Origin of the sequence: Streptomyces sp. DH37 (assembly GCF_029813835.1) — a bacterium.
In the GTDB taxonomy this organism is placed as follows: Bacteria; Actinomycetota; Actinomycetes; order Streptomycetales; family Streptomycetaceae; genus Streptomyces.
Genome location: NZ_JARVKV010000008.1, coordinates 135,800 through 156,240, shown reverse-complemented (window position 1 = coordinate 156,240; position 20,441 = coordinate 135,800). Strand labels below are relative to the sequence as shown.

At 74.5% G+C, this 20,441-nt stretch carries 17 protein-coding genes; 9 read left to right on the top strand and 8 right to left on the bottom strand.

Annotated features, from left to right (window positions below; genetic code table 11):
- Positions 1-163: 163 nt before the first annotated feature.
- Positions 164-772, top strand: a complete 609-nt coding sequence (locus QC029_RS07080; protein WP_279554589.1) for a superoxide dismutase — start codon at positions 164-166, stop codon at positions 770-772.
- Positions 773-1,223: 451 nt separating this feature from the next.
- On the opposite strand, the gene QC029_RS07075 is transcribed toward QC029_RS07080, so the two are convergent.
- The 5 genes from QC029_RS07075 to QC029_RS07055 form a co-directional block, all read right to left on the bottom strand.
- Positions 1,224-1,370: a hypothetical protein gene (locus tag QC029_RS07075; RefSeq protein WP_279554588.1), complete on the bottom strand. Its 147-nt coding sequence runs from the start codon at positions 1,368-1,370 to the stop codon at positions 1,224-1,226.
- 116 nt (positions 1,371-1,486) lie between these two features.
- Positions 1,487-1,657, bottom strand: a complete 171-nt coding sequence (gene rpmF, locus QC029_RS07070) for a 50S ribosomal protein L32 (protein WP_279554587.1) — start codon at positions 1,655-1,657, stop codon at positions 1,487-1,489.
- 198 nt (positions 1,658-1,855) lie between these two features.
- Positions 1,856-2,347 carry a Fur family transcriptional regulator gene (locus QC029_RS07065; protein ID WP_279554586.1) on the bottom strand — a complete coding sequence of 164 codons (492 nt, stop codon included), beginning with the start codon at positions 2,345-2,347 and terminating at the stop codon, positions 1,856-1,858.
- Positions 2,348-3,679: 1,332 nt separating this feature from the next.
- Positions 3,680-4,144, bottom strand: coding sequence for a hypothetical protein (locus QC029_RS07060; protein ID WP_279554585.1), 465 nt, complete (start codon positions 4,142-4,144; stop codon positions 3,680-3,682).
- Positions 4,145-4,468 (bottom strand): hypothetical protein, encoded by a 324-nt coding sequence (locus tag QC029_RS07055; protein WP_279554584.1) that lies wholly within the window; start codon positions 4,466-4,468, stop codon positions 4,145-4,147. It lies immediately after the preceding gene.
- 231 nt (positions 4,469-4,699) lie between these two features.
- Between QC029_RS07055 and QC029_RS07050 the strand changes: the two genes are divergently transcribed.
- Together QC029_RS07050 and QC029_RS07045 are read left to right on the top strand one after the other, a co-directional pair.
- The gene (locus QC029_RS07050) at positions 4,700-5,944 is read left to right on the top strand and encodes an MFS transporter (RefSeq protein ID WP_279554583.1); all 1,245 of its coding nucleotides are present in this window, start codon (positions 4,700-4,702) and stop codon (positions 5,942-5,944) included.
- Positions 5,945-5,961: 17 nt separating this feature from the next.
- Positions 5,962-6,765, top strand: coding sequence for a TauD/TfdA family dioxygenase (locus QC029_RS07045; protein ID WP_279554582.1), 804 nt, complete (start codon positions 5,962-5,964; stop codon positions 6,763-6,765).
- Here the strand turns inward: QC029_RS07045 and QC029_RS07040 are convergent.
- The 3 genes from QC029_RS07040 to QC029_RS07030 all read right to left on the bottom strand — a co-directional run bounded on the left by QC029_RS07040 (position 6,737) and on the right by QC029_RS07030 (position 9,623).
- A complete protein-coding gene (locus QC029_RS07040) occupies positions 6,737-7,534 on the bottom strand; it encodes a hypothetical protein (RefSeq protein WP_279554581.1) in 798 nt (265 codons plus the stop codon). The genes QC029_RS07045 and QC029_RS07040 overlap by 29 nt on opposite strands.
- Before the next feature lie 101 nt (positions 7,535-7,635).
- A complete protein-coding gene (locus QC029_RS07035) occupies positions 7,636-9,246 on the bottom strand; it encodes a peptide chain release factor 3 (RefSeq protein WP_279554580.1) in 1,611 nt (536 codons plus the stop codon).
- A 14-nt stretch (positions 9,247-9,260) separates the two neighbouring features.
- On the bottom strand, positions 9,261-9,623 hold the full coding sequence (locus tag QC029_RS07030; RefSeq protein ID WP_279554579.1) for a MerR family transcriptional regulator: 363 nt from the start codon (positions 9,621-9,623) through the stop codon (positions 9,261-9,263).
- Between the two features lie 170 nt (positions 9,624-9,793).
- Here QC029_RS07030 and QC029_RS07025 point away from each other — a divergent pair, with 170 nt between their 5' ends.
- The 6 genes from QC029_RS07025 (at position 9,794) to QC029_RS07000 (ending at position 20,433) form a co-directional block, all read left to right on the top strand.
- Positions 9,794-10,087, top strand: a complete 294-nt coding sequence (locus tag QC029_RS07025; protein ID WP_279554578.1) for a hypothetical protein — start codon at positions 9,794-9,796, stop codon at positions 10,085-10,087.
- Between the two features lie 1,526 nt (positions 10,088-11,613).
- Positions 11,614-12,924 (top strand): NAD(P)/FAD-dependent oxidoreductase, encoded by a 1,311-nt coding sequence (locus tag QC029_RS07020; RefSeq protein ID WP_279554577.1) that lies wholly within the window; start codon positions 11,614-11,616, stop codon positions 12,922-12,924.
- Between the two features lie 152 nt (positions 12,925-13,076).
- Entirely contained in the window at positions 13,077-13,376 is a 300-nt protein-coding gene (locus QC029_RS07015; protein WP_279554576.1) for an acyl carrier protein, read from the top strand.
- Positions 13,366-14,259, top strand: a complete 894-nt coding sequence (locus QC029_RS07010) for a thioesterase domain-containing protein (protein ID WP_279554575.1) — start codon at positions 13,366-13,368, stop codon at positions 14,257-14,259. The genes QC029_RS07015 and QC029_RS07010 overlap by 11 nt, the downstream gene beginning before the upstream one ends.
- Before the next feature lie 55 nt (positions 14,260-14,314).
- Positions 14,315-18,118, top strand: a complete 3,804-nt coding sequence (locus QC029_RS07005; RefSeq protein WP_279554574.1) for a beta-ketoacyl synthase N-terminal-like domain-containing protein — start codon at positions 14,315-14,317, stop codon at positions 18,116-18,118.
- Between the two features lie 176 nt (positions 18,119-18,294).
- Positions 18,295-20,433, top strand: a complete 2,139-nt coding sequence (locus tag QC029_RS07000) for an SDR family NAD(P)-dependent oxidoreductase (RefSeq protein WP_279554573.1) — start codon at positions 18,295-18,297, stop codon at positions 20,431-20,433.
- Positions 20,434-20,441 lie beyond the last annotated feature (8 nt).

Below are 20,441 nucleotides of genomic sequence, written 5' to 3'. Positions count from 1 at the left end.
TTCGGAGGGAACGCACCCGTAAGCGGGGTCGTGCCCTCGAAAGCCGACGGGCCGGCCCCGTCGCCGGATCATGCTGCTGCATATCAATAGTTGTTGCAAGTTATTCGCAACAAGGGCATAGGCTGGCCCCGGACGATCACCCCCGTGGAAAGGAGTCGTGCCGATGGGCACCTACGCGCTTCCCGACCTGCCGTATGACTACTCGGCGCTCGCCCCGGCCATCACGCCGGAGATCCTGGAGCTGCACCACGCCAAGCACCACGCCGCGTACGTCAAGGGAGCCAACGACACCCTGGAGCAGATCGCCGAAGTCCGGGAGAAGGAGCAGATCGCGCCCACTCAACTGGTGGGTCTGGAGAAGACCTTCGCCTTCAACCTCTCCGGGCACGTGCTGCACTCGATCTTCTGGCAGAACCTCTCCCCGGAGGGCGGCGACCGCCCCGACGGCGCGCTGGCCGACGCCATCGACGAACACCTCGGCGGCTTCGAGGCGTTCAGGAGGCAGCTCACCGTGGCCACCGCGTCCGTGCAGGGCTCCGGCTGGGGCGTGCTGGCCTGGGAGCCGCTGGGCCGCCGCCTGATCGTGGAGCAGGTCTACGACCACCACGGCAACGTCGGCCAGGGCTCGGTGCCGCTGCTGGTCTTCGACGCCTGGGAGCACGCCTACTACCTGCAGTACAAGAACGTCCGCCCCGACTACGTCACCAGGCTGTGGGACCTGGTCAACTGGGACGACGTCGCCGCCCGCCACGCCGCGGCCACCGGCGCCTGACCCGGTCCCGGGCGGTCACCGGCGGGCCGGGAGGAAGCGCGGCGCCTCCCGGCCCGGTCACGGGCCCTGCGGCGTGGCGAACCGACGGTCGCCGAGGCTGCCGGACTCTTCGACGGGCCGGCAGCCGGGGCGGGCAGTACGTCTGGCGGAAGCTGCCGAGCGCGACGTCGCACGCGGTGATGCCGACGCCGACCGGGAAGGCGCCGGCCGTGAAGAGGAGCAGGCCCGCCTCCCGGAGAGGTGAGGAGCATCGGGAGCGCCCAGGGGCCGGTGAGCAGGCGCATCGCCGGCATGCCGCGGCTGGTGCCGAACCGGCGTCCCGCGGTCCGGGCGAGCGTCGCGCCCACGACGCCCCCGAGGCTGCCCGCGGTCAGCACCGGTCCGACCGCCGCGGAGGTGACCCCGGCGGTGCGTACGTCGTTCACGGCGGGTGCGCACCGATGGAGCCCGGTCAGCGCCGGGCGTCGCCGGGGACGAGCGGGCCGGTGACCTGGGCGATCGCCTCCGAGGGAGGGGCGAAGGCGCCGGCGGGTGCTCTCCTGCGGGCCTCGGCCCCGCCGAGCGCACCGTGCGCCTGCCGGGTGCCGCCCGGGTCCACGCCGCGCCCGTTCGCGGCGGATCCCGCTGCCGTCTCCGGACGCCGGGTGGCCGAGGGACCGGGCCGGACGGTGTCGTGGCTGCGGCCACCGTCCGGCCCGGAGTCTTCGCGTCCCCTCAGTCCCGCGGGGTCAGCAGGCCGCGCTCATAGGCCTTGACCAGGCGCTGCGGCACCAGATGGACGGTGCCATCGAGGGTGACGGGCACGAGTTGGGCTGTCGTGGCCTTCCACTGGGCGCGCCGGTGACGGGTGTTGCTGCGGGACATCTTCCGTTTGGGTACGGCCATGGTTACTCCTTCGACGGCGTTCGGCCTCCACTCTATATGAAAATGGTTTCCGTTTCGGAAGTCGTGCTCCGGTGACGCCTCGGCGGCCCGTGCGGGACGAGTTCCGGTGCCGGGGCGTGATCGCCGGGACGCCGGGGGATACGCCCCGCTCCTCGCCGCCGGCCCACGGCGCGCCCGTGGGCCCGTTCCGACGCCGGGTCAGGGCGCGAGCGGCTGTGCGGCCCGCCGGTCCCGGCATCCGCGGCACAGGCCTTCGAAGGTGAGCATGTGGCGCACGTCGACGAATCCGTACCGCCGCTGCGTCGCCGCCAGCCACTCCTCGAACTCCTCGCAGGGGATGGGCACGCTGTACCCGCACTGCCGGCAGATCAGGTAGTGCTGGTGTTCGCTGGTGTCCCTGCGCCGGTAGGCCTTCTCCCCCCTGCTGTCGCGCACGGCGTCGACCAGGCCCAGGTGCTCCAGGGTGGCAAGGGTCCGGTACACGGTGCTCAGGCTCACGGGGGCGTCCTGGCCGCGGAGATGGCGGTGGATCCCCTGCGCGCTGGCGAACACGTCCAGCCCGGCGAGGGCCCGCAGCACCGCCTTCTGCTGCGGGGTGTTCAGCGGCAGGAGGCCCCGGCCGGACGGGCGTTCGGCGCCGTGGCGCGCGGTGGAACGGTGCGGTGGGTGGAGGGTCCGCCTCTCGGGCATCTCTTTCCCTTTCCCGTGCGGTCGGACAGCGGCCTCGACGGGTGCGGCGGACGTGTCGTCCGTCCTGTGCCCCCGGCGTCCGGAACCTCACCGCGTCCCGCGCTCGCCGGATGGTCCGCGGCGGCGAACCGCCGTGGGCCGGGGCGTTCGTCCCGGGGCGGCTCGGTGGATCCCGCCCGTGGTGCGTCCCTGCCGCCCGACGCCCATGGCGCCGGGCGGCAGAGGGACGTACGCCCGCGTGGGGCGTGCGACCGCCCATGACCCGCGTCCGGACGGGCTCCCCAGTGCAGAGACGAGCCGGAGGAACCGTGGCGGCTGCCGCCGTCTCGTCGCGAGCCACGGTGACACTTTACGGGCGCTGGTTTTCATTTTCAATTGAGGAGCGCCGTCGGCGCGGGAGCCCGAAGGTGGGCCGCCGTGGGGCCGGATGACGCCCCGTCATCCGGCTGTCGCGCGGCTGGTGGCGGGTGAGGCGGTGACGTGGTTTTCATTTTCATGTAGCCTGTCTTCGTCGTCGCTGAGCGGGAGCTTCCCATGCATCCGTTCCGGCCCCTGTGCGCTTCGCGCGGGGTGACGCCCTCTCCTGGCCGGGTCCCAGGCGTGGTTGCGGCGCGCTGGTGCGCTCGCTCGGACTGTCCTTCCCCGGGACGACGGCCGCGACAGGGCGGCTGTCACGGTTGCTGCGGCCGGGGGGCCGGCTGACTGCGACCGTCTGGGCCCGGGGGGCGGCCGGACCGCCCCCCGGGCCCCTCCTCCGTGCGGTCGCGGCCGAGCGGTCGTACGTTCCCGCGCGCCGCGCGGGCCGCGGCCTGTCCCGAGCCGGCCGGCGCATCCGAGGTGTTCGGGAGCCCGCTGCCGGAACGTTCCTCAACGCCTGTTCACCGCACAGTCCGTGATCGAGGGTCACCCCGCCAAGATCGCCGGCGCCGATCCACGGCACTGGATGCCCCCGCCTCCGCACCGGCGGACGGGTGCACGCGGTGGTGTGCGGGCGGGCGACCGCGCTCCGTGCCGGTCGGTGGAGCCCGGCCGTACGACGCCCCGAGGGTCACCGGATGCCCGATCGCACCCGGGCGGCCGGAGTCCGGTCCCCTGCCCGGACGGCGTACGGCCGAGCGCGCCGGACCCGTCCCGGTCGTCCAAGGGCCGCCCGGTGGGGGAGCCGGGGGTGCGGGGGAGGCGGCGGCCGAGGGCGGGCTCGCGGCTGCCGCCGGGAGCGCGCGCATGCGGAAACCGGGCGAGGCGGAAGCGCCGTGCTCGTCGCCGTACGGCAGGTCCGCCGGCGGTCCGCGAAGAGAAGGGGTGATCTCCCATGTGAAACCGACTGTCGTTTTAACGTCTCATCAGACGTGCCGGATGCCCCGGACCTGCCGGACGGGCCGACGTGGCCGAGTGGCGGCGGTGCGCGCAAGACGGCGAACGGTCTTGACAATCGTTTTCATCTGATGGGAGGCCGGCCACGTATGGCATGCCGTTGTAGACGGAGTACAGCCACACGACCGTGGGCTCGCCCGTGACGTCGCCGCCGGCGGCGGCCGCCTCCCCGACCGCGGCCCGCTGCCGCTCGGAGAGCTCCGCGGCGCGCTCCTCGACGCCGAAGATCCTGCCCAGGTTCTCGTAGTCGTCCAGCAGCAGGTCGAAGGCCGTCCTGCCCGGGGCGGCCCGCTCCGGGCAGTCCACCGCGCTGACGTACGAGGCCAGGCCGAGTCCGTCCAGCTCCTCGCGCGTGCCGACGCGGTCCTTGGCGTACAGGTCGGTGAAGGACGAGACCACCAGGTCCGGCGCGGCCGCGCGCAACTACTCGCTCGTCAGGACCTCGGGGCTGAGGACCGGGACATCGGCGTAGGCGTCCCGGTACTCCTTCGCGACCTTCGTCTTCAGGTTGGAGGTGCCGGCCATCCGGTCGGCGAGCCCGAGTGCCGGCAGGGTCTCGGTGGAGGACTGGTCGAGGGTGACGGCCCGCTCCGGCGGTGCGGCGAAGGTGAGGGTCCGGCCGCAGCTGGTGACGGCCGTCCGCTCCCCGGGCCCGCTCCCGGCGGGGGAGCCGTCTCCCGCGGCCGAACAGCCGACGACCGCGAGAGCGAGGGTGAGGGCGACGCCCGAGCGGGCGAGCTGACGCATGGATCCTCCGGTCTGGGGCGTACGGACGCCGAGGTGGATCATGTGAGCGTGGATGGCCGACGGGTAGCCTACCGGTAATCATTTTCATTAGGGTGGTACTGGAGCGCCGCCAGTTCGTGCGCTCTCTCCTCGCGCTGCCCGCTGACCACGTGGCGGCTCCCGGCACTGGCACGGACACGAACCACTGGGCCCGCAGTCGATCCGCGCCCTCCACGACAGGAGCATCACACCGTGGCGACTTCGTCCGCACCGGCAACCTCCCAGGCCGACCCGCCGCCCCGGAGGAGCGTTCTGCTCGACATCGCCTTCCTGAGGCTGTGGGCCGGCACCACGGCATCGGGCCTGGCCACCTGGGCCCTGCCGTTCGTGCTCGGGCTCGCGGTGCTCGACCGGACGCTCACCCCCGCGGGGCTCGGCCTGGTTCTGGCCACCCGCACGGTGGGATTCCTCGCGGCGGTCCCGATCAGCGGTGTCCTGGCCGACCGGCACTCCCGCCGGGGCGTCGTGCTGTGGGCCGGACTCGCCGCGGCCGTGGCGGCGCCGCTGATGGCCGCCGGGCTGGGACGTTCGCTTCCGCTGATGGCCGCCGCGGCCGCGCTGGCCGGGGCCGGGCAGGGGGCCTGCCGGCCGGCGTTCCAGGCCCTGACCGCCGAGGTCGTCGACGTCGACCGCAGACAGCAGGCCAACGCCGCCATGACGCTGGCGGTCCGCGTCACCACCCTGGTGGGCCCCGCTCTGACCGCCCTGCTCGCGGTGTTCCTCGACACCTGGGCGCTGTTGCTGGGAATCGGCCTGCTCTGGCTCCTCGCGGCCCTCGTCCCCGGTCCCGGCGCCGCCGGCGCACCCGCCGCCGCGGGCCGCCGCGCCTCCTTCTTCGGCGAGTTCGCCGACGGAGTGCGCGAGGCGCGCCGGCACCCCTGGTTCGTGGCCGGGCTCGCCGCCCTGACCGCCGTCATCGCCACCGGCTACTCCGCCACCGGCGTCGCGCTTCCCCTGGTCAGCCGCGACCGGTACGGGACCGAGGTCGTGCTCGCCGCGGCGATGACCGCCTACACCGTGGGCGCGTTGGCGGGAGCCGTGGTCATCGCCCGCTGGCGATCGCGGTCCCAGGGCTGGACCGCCCTGGCCGGCCTGGCCGCCTACGGTTTCGCGCCGCTGAGCCTGATGCTGCCGGTGCACCCCGCCGTCGTGGTCGCCGCCTACGCCGTCGCGGGGATCGGAATCGAACTGTTCAACGTGCCGTGGTTCACCGCCACCCAGCGCGAAGTCGAGCCGGACAAGCTCGCCCGGGTCTCCTCACTGGACTTCCTGCTCTCCTACGGCCTCGCACCGGTCGGCCTCGTCCTCATAGCCCCGGCCATCGACGCCTTCGGAACCCAGACGGTCCTCGCCGCCTGCGCCCTGATCTGCTTCCTCGCACCGGCCGCAGCCGCCGCGGTGCCCACCGCCCGCCACTTCTCCCGCCGCCCGAAGTGATCTGCGAACCCGTGGACATGAGCGGCCACACCCCGACACGTCACCCGGCTCCCGCGGGCGAGCGGGACCCGCGGGGCCCCGGCCTCGTCCCCGCCCGCGTCGGCATCGACCGCACGGACCGGGCCCGGGAACTGCTCGCGGAACACGGCGCGGTCATCCTCACCGGATCCCGGGCCACCGCCGACGCCCTCGTCGTGGCGGCCGCTCTCCTGCTCGGCGACCGTCTGCGCGAACTCTTCCCCCACCGGGTGCGCACCTCCGGCGACGCGGGCCCCGTCCACCTGCACGCCGACAGCTTCGACCTCCTCGTCGACGTGGGAGGCGTCCCCCACCGGCGGCGCGATCCCGACGAGGACCACGTCCTGGTGCAGTGCCTCCGCCCCGCGCCGGCCGGAGGGGACTCCTTCGCGGTCGACGCCCACCGTTTCGCGGACGGCCTCGAGAGCGCCGATCCCCGGCTGTGGGAGTTCCTCACGGGCGTCGACGTCGACCTCTTCGGGGCATGGGCGGGGCTGCGCGGCCTGCCCTCCACCCCGCGTGTCGGCCGCCACGTCGAGTACACCCGCACCGGCAGGCGCATCGTCCGCCGCACCGACGGGGCCGCCCCGCTGCACCGGGATCCGGACGCCGACCGCGTACGCGCCATGCTGACCCGCTTCGAGCACGCCGTGCACGAACTGGAACTGACACTTCCGCGGTTCCGGCTCGATGAGGGGGACATCCTCGTCCTGGACAACTACCGCTGCTGGCACGGCCGTGACGCCCACACGGGCGACCGTACCGTCCGCATCCTCACCCTGCGCAGCACCGACACCCGCTGACGGCCCGGCCCAGGGGACCGGGCGCGTCCGGAGGCACCCTCCCGGGGGCTCCGGACGGCGCCGGGCCACCGCGGTACGGGGCTGCCGACGCGGCGGGTCGGCGGGCCGACGGGCGGTCGGCCGGCGCCCGGGAGGGGAGCGCGCGGCGGGCGGCACCGCGCGGCCGGGGCGCTCGGCGGATTCCGGCCGCGGGGCCGGTGGTCAGCCGGCCGCGGGCGCCCCAGAAGTCGACGGCGCGGCGGATGGAGTCCAGCGCCCGCCGGGCGGTGTCGCTCCCGCGGTCGGGCCAGTGTCCGTCACACCACGCGGTGAGCCGGTCGGCCGCCCCGGCGTCCTCCAGGACGGTGAGACGGTTGCAGGAGCCCAGGCGGGTGCCGAGCAGCATCGCGGTGGCGTCGGCGGTGCCGGAGGACTCGGCGAGGAAGGCGGCGACGGCCTGCCGGAGGGTGGGCACCCGGGACGGCGCGGGCTCCGGCCGGACGGACCGCGGCCGGGCGGTGGTGCGCGGCCTGTTCGAGGCCGCCGGATCCGGGGCCGGGACCGGCTTCGGGCCGTCGGGGGCGCTTTCCTTTCGGGGCTTTTCCCCCGACTCGGCCCGCAGGGCGGGGGAGGCGGCCCGGACCGGTCCGGCGGGCGCGGCGGGGGGGGGCGGAGCGGTGGCGGTCCGCTCTTCGCGGCCGAGCGGGCAGACCGCGGCGTAGTCGCCGGGGACGGGGAGGTCGTCGGCGACGGAGGCTTCCAGGGCCTCGGCGTCGCAGTGGACCCGCACTGAATCCTTCCCTCACGTAAGGGCCGGTTCCCCGGGGCCGGGCCCGCCCCTTCCGGGCGCGCTCGCCGGCCCGGAAGGCCGTCCGCCCCGGGACGCGCCCGTCATGTGTGGGCGGCGATGAGCGTCTCCAGCCGGGCACGGGGGAACTCGCGGGCGAAGGAGTCGGCCTGCCAGCGGCTGGGGAAGAGGGCGAGGTGGGTGGTGTCCCGGCTGCGGACCAGGCTCTCCCCGGCCACCAGCCGGGTGCGGTTGAGGGCGTCGGCGCCGGCGGCGTCGGTGGCCCGGGCGACGCGGTAGGGCAGCGGCTCCAGTCTCACGGGGGCGGAGAACTCGTGCTCCATGCGGTGGGCGACCACGTCGAACTGCATGGGCCCGACCGCGGCCAGCACCGGCGCCTGCTCGCCGCGCAGGTCGGAGACGAGGACCTGGACCACGCCCTCCTCGTCCAGCTGCGCGATGCCGCGGCGGAACTGCTTGGAGCGGCCGATGTCGGCGGGGCGGGCGACGGCGAAGTGCTCGGGGGCGAAGGTGGGCATGGGCGGGAAGGCGGCGGGCGGGCCGGTGTGGAGGGTGTCGCCCACCCGCAGGGCGGTGGCGTTGACCAGGCCGACCACGTCGCCGGGGTAGGCGATGTCGACCGAGGAGCGGTCCTGGCCGAAGACGCTGTGGGCGTACTTGGTGGCGAACGGCCGCCCCGTGGCGGCCCGGACCACGGTCATGCCGCGTTCGAAGACCCCCGAGCACACCCGCATGAAGGCGATGCGGTCGCGGTGGGAACGGTCCATGTTGGCCTGCACCTTGAACACCAGGCCGGAGAACGGGGCGTCGACGGGCCGGTGCCCGCCGCCGTCCAGCTCGCGCGCTCCGGGCGGCGGGGCGAGGTCGACGACGGCGTCCAGCAGCAGCCGCACCCCGATGTTGGAGACGGCCGCGCCGAAGAACACCGGCGTGGACCTGCCCGCCAGGAACGAGCCCTGGTCGTGCTCGGCGTCGGTGGCGCGCAGCAGGTCCAGCTCCTCGACCGCCCTGACCCAGTCGGCGCCCTCCTCGCCGGCCGCCCGGTCGGCCGGGACGGACTCCTCCGCCGCCGCCCGGGCGCCGCCGGGGGCGCGGGTGTAGCGCAGCATCCGCTCCGGTTCGCGCACGTCGATCAGCCCCCGCAGACGGCCGGCGCCGCCGACCGGCCAGGTGACGGGGGTGGGCTTGAGGCGGAACTCGGACTCGATCTCGTCCAGCAGCTCCAGGGCCTCGCGGCCGGGCCGGTCCCACTTGTTGACGAACGTGATGACGGGGATGCCGCGGTGGCGGCAGACGTCGAACAGCTTGCGGGTCTGCTCCTCCAGGCCCTTGGCCGCGTCGATGAGCATCACCGCGCAGTCCACGGCGGCCAGCACCCGGTAGGTGTCCTCGGAGAAGTCCGCGTGGCCGGGGGTGTCCAGCAGGTTCAGCACCCGGTCGCGGTGGGCGAACTGCAGCACGGCGGAGGTCACCGAGATGCCGCGGGCCTTCTCCATCTCCATCCAGTCCGACGCCACTCCGCGCCGGCCCGCCTTGCCGTGCACCGCGCCGGCCGAGGTGATCGCCCGCGCGTGCAGGGCCAGTGCCTCGGTCAGCGTCGACTTGCCCGCGTCCGGGTGGCTGATCACCGCGAACGTCCGCCGCCGGGCCGCCTCGCCGGCAACCTGCCGGTCCCTCGCACTCGCCGCGCTCATCGCATTCACCGTACTCACCGCGCCGTCCCGGTGTCGGCCGCCTCCGCCGCGTCCGGCATCCGGGCGAGCTGCCCGTGCGGGAGCCGGGCGAAGTCCTCGGCCCGCGCCGGCTCCCGGCGCAGGTCCTCGCACCGTGCGTCCGCCTCGACCCAGTACCCGCGCAATCGTTTCACCAGTTCCTCGTGTGCCTCTTTGTTGCCTTTGCTGCTTTCAGTGCTTTCGCCGGTCTCGGGCATCGGCCCGCCGCCGTCCGGCAGTCGGGCCGGCGGCTCCGGCAGCGCCTTCACGTCCTCCAGGTACAGGCCCGGGGGCCGCATCCGGTGCACCGGGCCCAGTCCGCGCACCTCCGCCTCGCTGTGGAGCCGGAAGCCGCCCATGCTACGTCCACCGGGCGCCATCGCGGCGACGTCCTCGTGGTGGCGGGATCGTGCGCAGGGGCAGACCCGTACGCCCGGCCACCTCGCCGATCCGCGTCAGCCGCTCGTCCACGGCTCCACCGCCTCGCCTCGCGTGCCGGGGCCCCTGCCCTCCATGAACCTACCCTAACGTGAGGGTAGGTTCTAAGGTGGGCGGCCGTCGCCGGCCGCCTCTCACGCCGCTGCCGGCCCCGCGCCCTGGCCGCAGCACCTTCTTCCGCTGCTACGGCGCCAAGGAGGACGTCGCCATGGCCGCCGAGGGGGAGCTGTGGGACGCCTGCACCGCCCACTTCGCCCGGCGCACCGGCCGCACCCCCGACGGCCGTGACGGGCGGCGCGGCCACGGCGGCACCGAGATCCTCGCCCGCCGCGTCGGGGAAGCCTTCGACGCCATCCCCGCCGGCCTCACCCTCGAACCGCCCTGAACCCGCAGGGGGCGGGACCGTCCGTGTCGCGGTAGCCGGGGAGGGGCGTTCGCGCGCCCCGCGGCGGAGGTCCCCGCGGAAGTTCCCGCGGCCGCCCACCGTGCCGGGGCCGAGGTGCTCGAGGTGCCCCGGGGTATCCGGGATGCCGCCGGGCGCGGCCGCGGGGGAGTTTCACGCGCGGCCGCGGGGCTTTCAGAAGTCCAGACCGGTCGAAGATTGTATTGGATTCAACAGAAGGATGACGGAAGGGGAAACCCGGCATAGACGGGAACGCCCGGTTCCTGTCGGTTCCCGAAGTGGGGAGAGGTGCCCCCGGGGGTACCCGCAAAACAGAGGCGGGCGCGATGGCGAGTTCACCTGGGCGTGTGAGAAAGATGTGTGTGGTTAATGCGGGAGGCGCGGGCATCCTGCTAAAGTCGTGGCCGGTTCCGGGGCTTGGTGGGGCCCCGGTGGTGATTTGCTGTTGAACGCACGGGGGTGGCGCATGGTGATCACCGAGTTATCAGCAGTTTCTCCAGGCGTTTCCGACCCAGGAGGCCCCGGGAGGGCGGAGTCGCAAGTCCCTCCGCCCGCTGTCGCGGGAGCCGGTTCGTCGTGCCGCACTGCCGGCCGCCCTCAGGGCGGGCGGGGGCAGTGGGGTGGCGGCGCCTGGAGTCAGGTGCGGCTCCCGCGTCACAGGGCGACGCGAGGCGGCCGCTCCGGAGTTCGGGCGCACCGCCGCATGGACAGGGCGCCCGCCGCTTTATAGGCCTCGGACGGCGAGGTCCGCTCATGGCCCGGTCGTGTGCGCCGGTGGTGCCCGGCGGGTTGTGGCGCAGACCTCAGGTTCGACCGAGGTGTTCCAAGTCGCTTGCTGTCATTGCCAGTTGATCGCAGGGTCCGTTCCTTCCCCCAGAGGACGGCCGGCATGCGAGTCCCCGATCCGGTGACCGGTGCCGCGGACTCGGGCGGTCCGGCGTCGACCGCCGGAACGCCCGCTCCGCTTCCCTGACCGCCCCACGGCGGGACTGTCCACGTCCGCCGGGGCCGGCTTCCGGGAACCGGTGCCCCGGCGCGGGAGGCATGCCGTCGTCGCGCGTTTCCGCGGACGCGCCGCGACCGGGTCCGCCGGCAGGGACGGCAGGGGGCTTCCGGGCAGCCCGGGGCGGCCGTGTGCCGTCCGCGCCCCCGCCGAAACCCACATGTCCGTCATGAGTTCTGAACGGAGACGTTCATCTTGCGGGTAATTCTCTGAGGCTTTCGATACCGCAGTATCACTGACCGCACGCTCGACATTTCGCACTCCGCTCGGCCGACGAGGCCGTGGGCGATTTCTGGGTCACGGCCGCCCGGAGAGGCGGCCGTATCAGGGCTGCGCAGAAAAGGGCGGCATTCTTCGCCCGACCGGTGGCTCTCGAATGCACATACCCGGCTGTTCCACAGCCGCGCGGAGAAGTGATCGCAATCCAAGGGAGCACTGTGTCTGCCATGCGCTTCAAAACCCGGAATTCCGCGCAGGAGGTCCTGATCACCGAGGGGAGGGGCCGGTGAAGCCGCGGGTGGCCGTCGTCGGAGGCGGGGCGGCGGGCATATCGGCCGCCTATCACCTGCGTGAGGACGCCCAGGTCACGCTGTTCGAGTCCGCACCGCGGCTGGGCGGGCACGCCCACACGGTCGAGGTGGAGGACGCCGGCCGCACCTTCGGCCTGGACACGGCCTTCATCGTCTACAACGAGCCCCACTACCCGAAGATCACCCGCTTCTTCGCCGAGCTGGGCGTGCCGACGCAGAGCCACCCCGGCAAGTTCTGCTTCTTCGACCTGGACGTCAAGAGCGCCTACGTGTCCGACGACTTCGAGCTCCCCGAGGACGAGGTGCGGGAGCGGTACCCGGCCGAGTTCGTCCTCCTGTGGCAGGAGGCCAGGCGCTTCCTCGCCGAGTCGCCGAAGCACTTCATCCGCAAGCAGGCCGACGTCCCGCTGGGGGAGTACCTCGACCGGAACGGGTACTCCGACGAGTTCCGGTACGGCTTCGTCGTGCTGATCTCCACCGCCGCCTGGTCGGTGCCCGCCGACCGCATCTGGGAGATGCCCGCCTCCACGGTGATCGCCTTCTTCTTCGCGCACGGCGCCGAGGGACTGGGCGGGCGCACCGCCCCCTGGCGGACGGTGACCGGCGGCAGCGTCTCCTACGTCCGCGCCGCCGCCGCCCGGCTGCGCGCGGCCCGCTCCCGGATACGGCCGGCCACCCCGGTGCTGGGCGTGCGGCAGGAGGAGGACGGCGTCGTGGTGCGGACCGCCGCAGGCCCCGAGCGCTTCGACTACGCGGTCCTGGCCACGCACGCGGACGACTCCCTGGCGATGCTGGAGAACCCCACCCCGCGGCAGCGGATCCTGGAGGCGTTCGCCTACCACCCCACCCGCGCCACCCTGCACACCGACGAGTCGGTGATGCCGGAGGACCGGACGACCTGGCGGAGCTGGAACTACGGGCGCAGGAACGTCGACGGCGAGCAGGTCTCCTGGGTGAACTACTACCTCAACGACCTCCAGTGCCTGGACGGCACCAGGGACTACTTCCTCACCCTGGACTCCGGGGTGGACATCCGCGAGGACCGCGTCATCGAGGAGATCTCCTACCGGCACCCGGTCTTCACGATCGAGGCGCGCAGGCTCCAGAGCGAGATCTACTCCCTCAACGACCCCGCCGGACGCGTCATGTTCGCCGGCTCGTACTTCCACTCGCGCAAGCTCGGGCCGGACGTCATCGGCCTGCACGAGTCCGCTTTCGACTCCGGCGGCGCGGCGGCCGAGGCGGTGCGCGAAGCCCTGCGCCGCTCCCGCGAAGCCGCCGCCTGACCCCCGTGCCGACGCCGCACGCGTACCGCCGGGCCTCCGCGCGCCCGGCCGCCGCGTGGCTGGTGACGGAACTGACCCAGATGCTCGGAATCCAGGCCGCCGACCCCGCGGCCGTGTCCAGGCCTCCCAGGCCACCCCTAAGGAGAAACCCGATGTCCGACAACCCGACCGGAAAGACCGCGTCGGCCACCGCCCAGCCGCTCACCGCCGAGGCCGTCCAGGAGTGGCTGCTGGAGAAGGTCGCCTACAAACTGGGGGTCGCCCCCTCGGAGGTCGACCCCGAGCAGTACTTCGACGAGTTCGACCTGGACTCCACCGAGGCGCTGGTCCTCTCCGGCGAGCTGGAGGACTGGCTGGGGTTCGAACTGGAGACCACCGCACTGTGGTACCACCCGACCATCGCGCAGCTGTCCCAGTACATAGCCGAGAAGCAGGCCGAACATGCGGCCTGAGCGTCCCCGGCCCGAACTCGTCCGCGCCTTCGGGGACGGCGCCGGAGCGCCGGGGGGCACCCGGGTCCTGGTGATCCACCCCGGCGCCCTGCCCGCCGCCCACTACGCCGGCCTCGCCGCCGCGCTCCCGCCGGGCGCCGGGCTGCACGTGATGGACCTCGAGCAGGTCCCGGAGTACTTCCGGGCGGCGCTGGACAGCGGCCGCGTCACCACCTCGATCGACGGGCTCGCCGCCCGGGCCGCCGACGAGTTCCGCGCCCGCGGGCTGCTCTCGGGACCCTGGACCCTGCTGGGCTGGTCCTTCGGCGGCGTGGTCGGACACGCGCTGGCCGGTCTGCTGGAGGAGGCCGAACGGCCGCTGCGGCTGGTGCTGCTGGACAGCATCGCGCCCGTACCCGGCTACGTGCAGCCCGAGGACGCCATCGGCCATCGGCTGGCGCTGCCCTGGTTCTGCATGTACCTGGCCGCCAAGCGCGACGGCGACCCGGACGCCCTCCCCGCCGCCTTCCCGGACGTCGCCGAGGACCGGCCGGAGGAGGCCCTGGACCGCGTCCTGCGCGCCGGGCTGGACAGCGGCATCCTGCGGCCCGGAACCACCCTCCCGGGGCTGCGCAAGGTCTACGACACCTACCTCGACGGCCTGCGCCGCAACAACCGGCTGGCCGCCGCCCACGACCCGCGCCCCGTCAGCCTGCCGATCACCCTGCTGCGTCCCCGGCGCGGCCTCCTGGACACCCCCGATCCGCTCGGCTGGTCCCGCCTCGGCGACGACCTCCGCACCGGGCACGTCCCCGGGGACCACTACTCGATGCTGCGCGACCCGGAGGCCCTGCGGCGCATCGCGGCGGCGGCGGTCCCCGCCACGGCACCCGTCCCCGGGTGACGAGGGCGCCGGCCCTTCCCACAGGAGTCCTCCCCGACACCGGTCTGGAGTCCCCATGGTTCAGCCACAGCAACCTCCCGCCCGCAAGCTCTCCGACACCCCGGTCGCCATCGTCGGCCTGGGCGCCCTCTTCCCGCGCTCCGGCGACCTGAACGAGTTCTGGCAGAACATCGCCGAGGGCAACGACTGCATCGAGGAAGTCCCCGAGACCCACTGGAAGATCTCCGACTACTACGACCCCGACCCGTCCGTCCCGGACAAGACCTACGCCAAGCGGGGCGGCTTCATCCCCACCGTCCCGTTCTCCCCGCTGGAGTTCGGCCTGCCGCCGAACACCCTGGAGGTCACCGACGTCCTCCAGCTGCTCAGCCTGATGGTGGCCAAGCAGACCCTCAAGGACGCCGGAGCCCCCGGCTCGCAGTGGTACGACCCCTCCCGCACCGGCTGCATCCTCGGTGTCACCGGCGCCAACTCGCTCACCCAGCCCCTGGCCACCCGCCTCCAGACGCCCGTCCTGAAGGAGGTCGTGCGCAGCTGCGGCCTGAGCGAGCGGGACGCCGAGGAGATCGCCGACAAGTTCACCAAGGCGTTCGCCCCCTGGGAGGAGAACTCCTTCCCCGGGATGCTCGGCAACGTCGTCGCCGGACGCATCGCCAACCGCTTCGACCTCGGCGCCACCAACTGCACCGTGGACGCGGCCTGCGCCAGTTCCCTGGCCGCCGTGCGGATGGCCGTCTCCGAGCTGGTGTCGGGCCGCGCCGACCTGATGCTCACGGGCGGCTGCGACGCCGAGAACACGATCCTGATGTACATGTGCTTCTCCAAGACCCCCGCCTTCTCCCGCTCCGGACGCATCCGGCCGTTCGACGAGGAGAGCGACGGCACCCTCATCGGCGAGGGGCTGGGGATGCTGGCCCTCAAGCGCCTGGCCGACGCCGAGCGCGACGGCGACCGCGTCTACGCCGTGCTGCGCGGCATCGGCACCTCCAGCGACGGCCGCTTCAAGTCCATCTACGCGCCGCGCAAGGAGGGCCAGGTCACCGCGCTGCGCCGGGCCTACGAGGACGCGGGTTTCGGCCCCGAGCAGGTCGGCCTGGTCGAGTGCCACGGCACCGGCACCCACGTCGGCGACCTCACCGAGCTCTCCGCGCTCCGCGAGGTGTACGCCGAGGCCACCGGGGAGCGGCAGTTCGCCGCGGTGGGCAGCGTCAAGTCGCAGATCGGGCACACCAAGGCGGCGGCCGGCGCGGCCGGGCTCATCAAGCTCTCCCTGGCGCTGCACCAGAAGGTGCTCCCGCCGACCATCAACGTCGAACGGCCCCGGGAGGCGGTCGACTTCCCCAACTCCCCGTTCTACGTGAACACCCTCGCCCAGCCGTGGATCGCCGACCCGGCGCGCGAGCGCCGCCGCGCGGCCGTCTCCTCCTTCGGCTTCGGCGGCACCAACTTCCACTGCGTGCTGGAGGAGCACGATCCCGGCGGCGAGGGGCTCGCCGTCCTGGCTCCCGCCGCCCGCGTCCACGTCTGGCACGCCGAAGGACCGCAGGCGCTCCTGGACCTGCTGGAGTCGGACGCCGCCCCCGCCGACGGGACCGAGCCGGTTCCGGCCGGCCACGCCCGGCTGGCGCTCGTCGCCTCGGGGGCGGAGGAGGCCGCCGAGCTGCGCGCCGCCGCCGCCCGCGAGCTGCGTGCCCGGCCCGACGCCGAGGAGTTCGCCCTGCCGCGCGGCGCCTACTACCGGCGCACCGCGCTCCTGGGCGGCGGCACGGGGGAGGGCGCGGAGGAGGGCGCGCGGGCCAAGGTGGCCGCGCTCTTCGCCGGGCAGGGCAGCCAGTACCTGCGCATGGGCCTGCGCACCGCCATGGCCGTACCGCCGGTGCGCGCCGCCTTCGACGCGGCGGCGGCCGAGTTCGCCGGGGCGGAGCCGCTGGGCCGCACCGTCTTCCCGCCGCCGGCCTTCGACGACGCCACCCGCGCCGCGCAGGACGCCGCGCTGCGCCGCACCGACTACGCGCAGCCCGCCATCGGCGCGCTCTCCGCGGGCCAGTACCGCTACCTGGCCGAGCTGGGCTTCGCCCCCGACGGCGTACTCGGCCACAGCTTCGGCGAGCTGACCGCGCTCTGGGCGGCCGGCAGCATCGGCGACCAGGACCTCCACCGCCTGGCCCGGGCCCGCGGCCGTGCGATGGCCCTGCGGCCCGAGGGCGCCGAGGACCCCGGCACCATGGCCGCGGTCTCCGCGACCGCCGAGGAGGTGGAGCGGATCGCCGCCGACCACAAGGACATCGAGGTGTGCAACGTCAACGCCCCCGACCAGGTGGTCGTGGGCGGTGGCACGGAGGCGGTACGCGCCTTCGTCGCGGCCTGCGCCGCGGAGGGCCTGACCGCCCGCGAACTCCCGGTCGCCGCCGCCTTCCACACCCGTTACGTCGCCCACGCGGTGGCCGGCTTCCGGGAGGCCGTGGAGTCCGTCAAGGTGCGCCCGCCCGCGGTCCCGGTGTACGCCGACACCCCCGGCGCCTCCTACGGCCGGCGCATCGCGGGCAACCGCGACGTGCTGGTCGGGCAGCTCACCTCCCCCGTGCACTTCGCCCCGCGGGTGACCGAGATGTACGAGGACGGCTTCCGGGTCTTCGTCGAGTTCGGTCCCAAGTCCGTGCTGTCCGGCCTGGTGCGCCGCACGCTCGCCGACCGGGAGGACGTCGTGGTCCTCAGCGCCGACCCCGGTCCCAAGGGGGACGGCGACCGCGCCCTCAAGCAGCTCGCCGCGCGGCTCCTCGTGCTCGGCGCGCCGTTGACCGAATGCAACCGCTACACCGCTGACATCGAGCCGGCCCGCCCGGCAGAGGGGATGACGATTCCGTTGAACGGTGTGAACCACGTGTCCGAGCAGCGCAAGCAGGCCTACCAGGACGCCCTGGGGAACGGCTACCGCGTCGAGGCCGCCGCCGCGCCCGCCGCGCAGGTGCCCGCCGTACCGCAGGAGCAGCAGGCCGTCCCGGTGGCGGCGGCCCCCGCCGGGCAGGGCGGCGCGCCCGCGCCCGCCGGGCTGCCCGGCACGGGCGCGGTCGCCTGGGAGCACCTGTCCATGCACCGCGAGTACCTGGGCAGCCAGCTCCGGGTGGCCGAGCGGCTGACCAACCTGCTGGACGGCTCGCCCAGCGACAACGTCCTCACCGGCATCACCGCCATCAGCCAGCAGAGCGTGGCGATAGGCCAGAGCCACGCCCAGGCCAGCGAGGTGCTGCGCAGCTTCGTGCTGCTGGAGAGCGGCGTCGCGCCGGGCCCGGCCGACGCGTACGCCTACGCCCCCGCTCCCGCCGCGATGCCCGCCCCGGCGCTGGCCCCGGCGGCCGTCCCGTACGCGCCCGCTCCCGCTCCGGCCTACGAGGAGCCGCCCGTTCCCGCCCCCGCCCCCGCTCCCGCGCCGGCCTACGAGGAGCCGCCCGTTCCCGCCCCCGCGCCGACCTACGAGGAGCCGGCCGCCCCCGCTCCGCAGCAGACCGCGCCCGCCGCGCCGGAGCCCGCTCCGTCCGCCGCCCCTGCTGCCCCTGCCGCCCCGGCCGCTGTCACCGAGGAGGACGTCCGCAAGGCGCTGCTGGAGAGCGTCGCCGAGAAGACCGGCTATCCGGTGGACATGCTGGAGACCTCGATGGACGTCGAGGCCGACCTGGGCATCGACTCCATCAAGCGCGTGGAGATCATGGGCTCGCTCCGCGACCGCTTCCCCGGCTCCGCCTCCGCCGACCCCGAGAAGCTCGCGGAACTGCGCACCCTGGACGACATCATCGCCTTCGTCTCCGGTGCCGCCGGTGCCGCCGCCGGCGCCGAGGAGGTGATGGCCGCCCCAAAAGCCTGAGCCCGGGCCTGGGACGGCGGCACGCCCGGCTGAGCACCCTGCCCGCCCCCGACCTCCTGCCGGACGCCTACCGGGACGCGCCGCACGCGCTCCTGGCGGGTGACACCGGCGGCGACGGCCCGCTGGCCGCCCTCGCCGACCTGCTGCGCGCCCGCGGGTGGACGGTCCACACCGGCGTGCGGCCCCCCGGGGCCCCCGACCGGCTGGACCTGGTGGTCGCCGAGGTCGAGGCCGACGGCCAGGAGGCCGCAGCCGTCGCGCTGCGGGACACCCTGCTGCTCGCCGGCTCCGTCCAGCCCCTGCTGGAGCGGAGCGCGGGCGACGGCGGCCGGGCGGCGTTCCTCACCGTCACCCGGCTCGACGGCAGCATGGGCCTGACCGGCGCCGCCGGTCCGGAACGGGCCGTCCTGGGCGGGGTGCCGGGGCTGGTGAAGACCCTCGCCATCGAGGCCCCGGCGGTGTTCTGCCGCGCCGTCGACCTGGACCCGGCACTGTCCGCCGGGCGGTGCGCGGAACTGCTCCTCGACGAGGCGCACGACGCCCACGCCCGCATCGCCCAGGTCGGCCTCGCCGCCGACGGCACCCGCCGCACCCTGGACCTGTCCGAGCGGCCCGGGGACCTGCCCGGCGAGTCCGGCGCCCCCGAGCCCGGCCCGGACGACCTGCTGGTGGTCACCGGCGGGGCGCGCGGGGTCACCGCCGCCTGCGCCGTCGGCCTGGCCCGCGCGTACCGCCCCGGGCTGCTGCTGCTCGGCCGCACCGAGCTCGCCGACGAACCCGGCTGGGCCCGGGGCGTGCCGGAGAGCGGGCTGCGGGCCGCTGCGGCGGCGGAGCTGAAGCGGGCCGGCGGGAAGCCCACCCCGCGCGAGGTCGAGCGCATCGCCCGGGACCTGACCGGGCAGCGCGAGATCCGCCGCACCCTGGCGGACCTCGCGGAGGCCGGGTCCCCGGCCGAGTACGCGGCGGTGGACATCACCGACCCGCAGGCCGTGGCGCGGGCGCTCGCCCCGTACGCCGACCGCGTCACCGGGGTGGTGCACGGGGCCGGGGTGCTCGCCGACGCCCTCGTCACCGCCAAGCGCGGCGAGGACGTGGACCGGGTGCTGCGCACCAAGCTCGCCGGGCTGCGCCACGTGCTGGACGCGCTGCCCGCCGACAGGCTGAGGCACCTGCTGCTCTTCTCCTCGGTCGCCGGGTTCTTCGGCAACCGCGGCCAGTCCGACTACGCCATGGCCAACGAGGCGCTGAACCAGCTCGCCTGCGCGCTGCGCAGGAGGACGCCCGGGGCCCGGATCACCTCCGTCAACTGGGGTGCCTGGGCGGGCGGCATGGTCACCCCGGAGCTGGAGCGGATGTTCGCCGAGCGCGGTGTGCCGCTGATTCCCCTGGAGGAGGGCGTCCGGTACTTCACGGAGCAGTTCGGGGCCGACCACGGCGGCGACACGGTGTGCGTGGTCGGGCCGGTGACCCCGCTGTCCGCCCCGGAGCCCGCCGCGCTGCCCGCCGGGGGAGTGGAACTCCACCGCTCCCTCGCCCCCCTCGACGGCGACCCGGTCCTGGCCGACCACGCCATCGGCGGCCACCCGGTGCTGCCCGCGACGGCGGCGCTGGGCGCGGTCCTCAACGCGGTCCGCCAGGTGCTGCCCGGCACCCGGGTGAACCGGGTGACCGGCTTCGCCGTGCACAAGGGCCTGGTGCTGGACGACCGGCGGCCCGCGGGCCTGCGCCTGGCGGTCCGGCCCGCCGGTACGCCGGAGGCGTGGGAGGTCGCGGTCCGGGACAGCGACGGCCGCCCCCGCTACCGGGCGCGCGCCGAGGCCGGGGCGCTGCCCCCCGCGCCGGTCCTGACCGGCCTGCCGGCTCCCGGCACCGGCCGCCCGGTGACCGCGTACACCGACGGCACCCTCTTCCACGGTCCCCGGTTGCGGGGTCTGACCGAGGTGCTGGACGACGGCCGGCGGATGGTGCTGGCGTGCCGGCTGCCGGACGCGCCGATCGCCGACGGCGCCTGGCAGGCCCCCGGGTACAGCCCGGTCCTGGCCGACCTGCTGCTCCAGGCGGTGCTGGTCTGGGCGCGGGTGCACCGCGGCCAGGCGGTGCTGCCCAGTGCCGTCGGCGAGGCACGGCGGTACGCGGAACTGCCCGGCGCGGAGGGGTTCCTGGTGGTCGTGGACGAGGTGGCGGAGACCTCCGGCGGCATCCGCTGCACCGTCACCGCGTGCACCGCCCAGGGGCACGTCCTGCTGGAGTTCCGCGGGGTCGAGGCCGTGCACGCCCCCGGTCTCGACGAGAAGTTCCGTCCCGCATCCGCATGACGGGCGGG

Excerpts from the sequence above, each read along its gene's own strand:
- QC029_RS07065 (WP_279554586.1), bottom strand. The coding sequence starts at position 2,347 with ATGCCCGAGAGGCGGACCCTCCACCCACCGCACCGTTCCACCGCGCGC.
- QC029_RS07080 (WP_279554589.1), top strand. The coding sequence starts at position 164 with ATGGGCACCTACGCGCTTCCCGACCTGCCGTATGACTACTCGGCGCTC.
- rpmF (WP_279554587.1), bottom strand. The coding sequence starts at position 1,657 with ATGGCCGTACCCAAACGGAAGATGTCCCGCAGCAACACCCGTCACCGG.
- QC029_RS07030 (WP_279554579.1), bottom strand. The coding sequence starts at position 9,623 with ATGGGCGGCTTCCGGCTCCACAGCGAGGCGGAGGTGCGCGGACTGGGC.
- QC029_RS07010 (WP_279554575.1), top strand. The coding sequence starts at position 13,366 with ATGCGGCCTGAGCGTCCCCGGCCCGAACTCGTCCGCGCCTTCGGGGAC.
- QC029_RS07045 (WP_279554582.1), top strand. The coding sequence starts at position 5,962 with ATGAGCGGCCACACCCCGACACGTCACCCGGCTCCCGCGGGCGAGCGG.
- QC029_RS07055 (WP_279554584.1), bottom strand. The coding sequence starts at position 4,468 with ATGCGTCAGCTCGCCCGCTCGGGCGTCGCCCTCACCCTCGCTCTCGCG.
- QC029_RS07005 (WP_279554574.1), top strand. The coding sequence starts at position 14,315 with ATGGTTCAGCCACAGCAACCTCCCGCCCGCAAGCTCTCCGACACCCCG.
- QC029_RS07035 (WP_279554580.1), bottom strand. The coding sequence starts at position 9,246 with ATGAGCGCGGCGAGTGCGAGGGACCGGCAGGTTGCCGGCGAGGCGGCC.
- QC029_RS07015 (WP_279554576.1), top strand. The coding sequence starts at position 13,077 with ATGTCCGACAACCCGACCGGAAAGACCGCGTCGGCCACCGCCCAGCCG.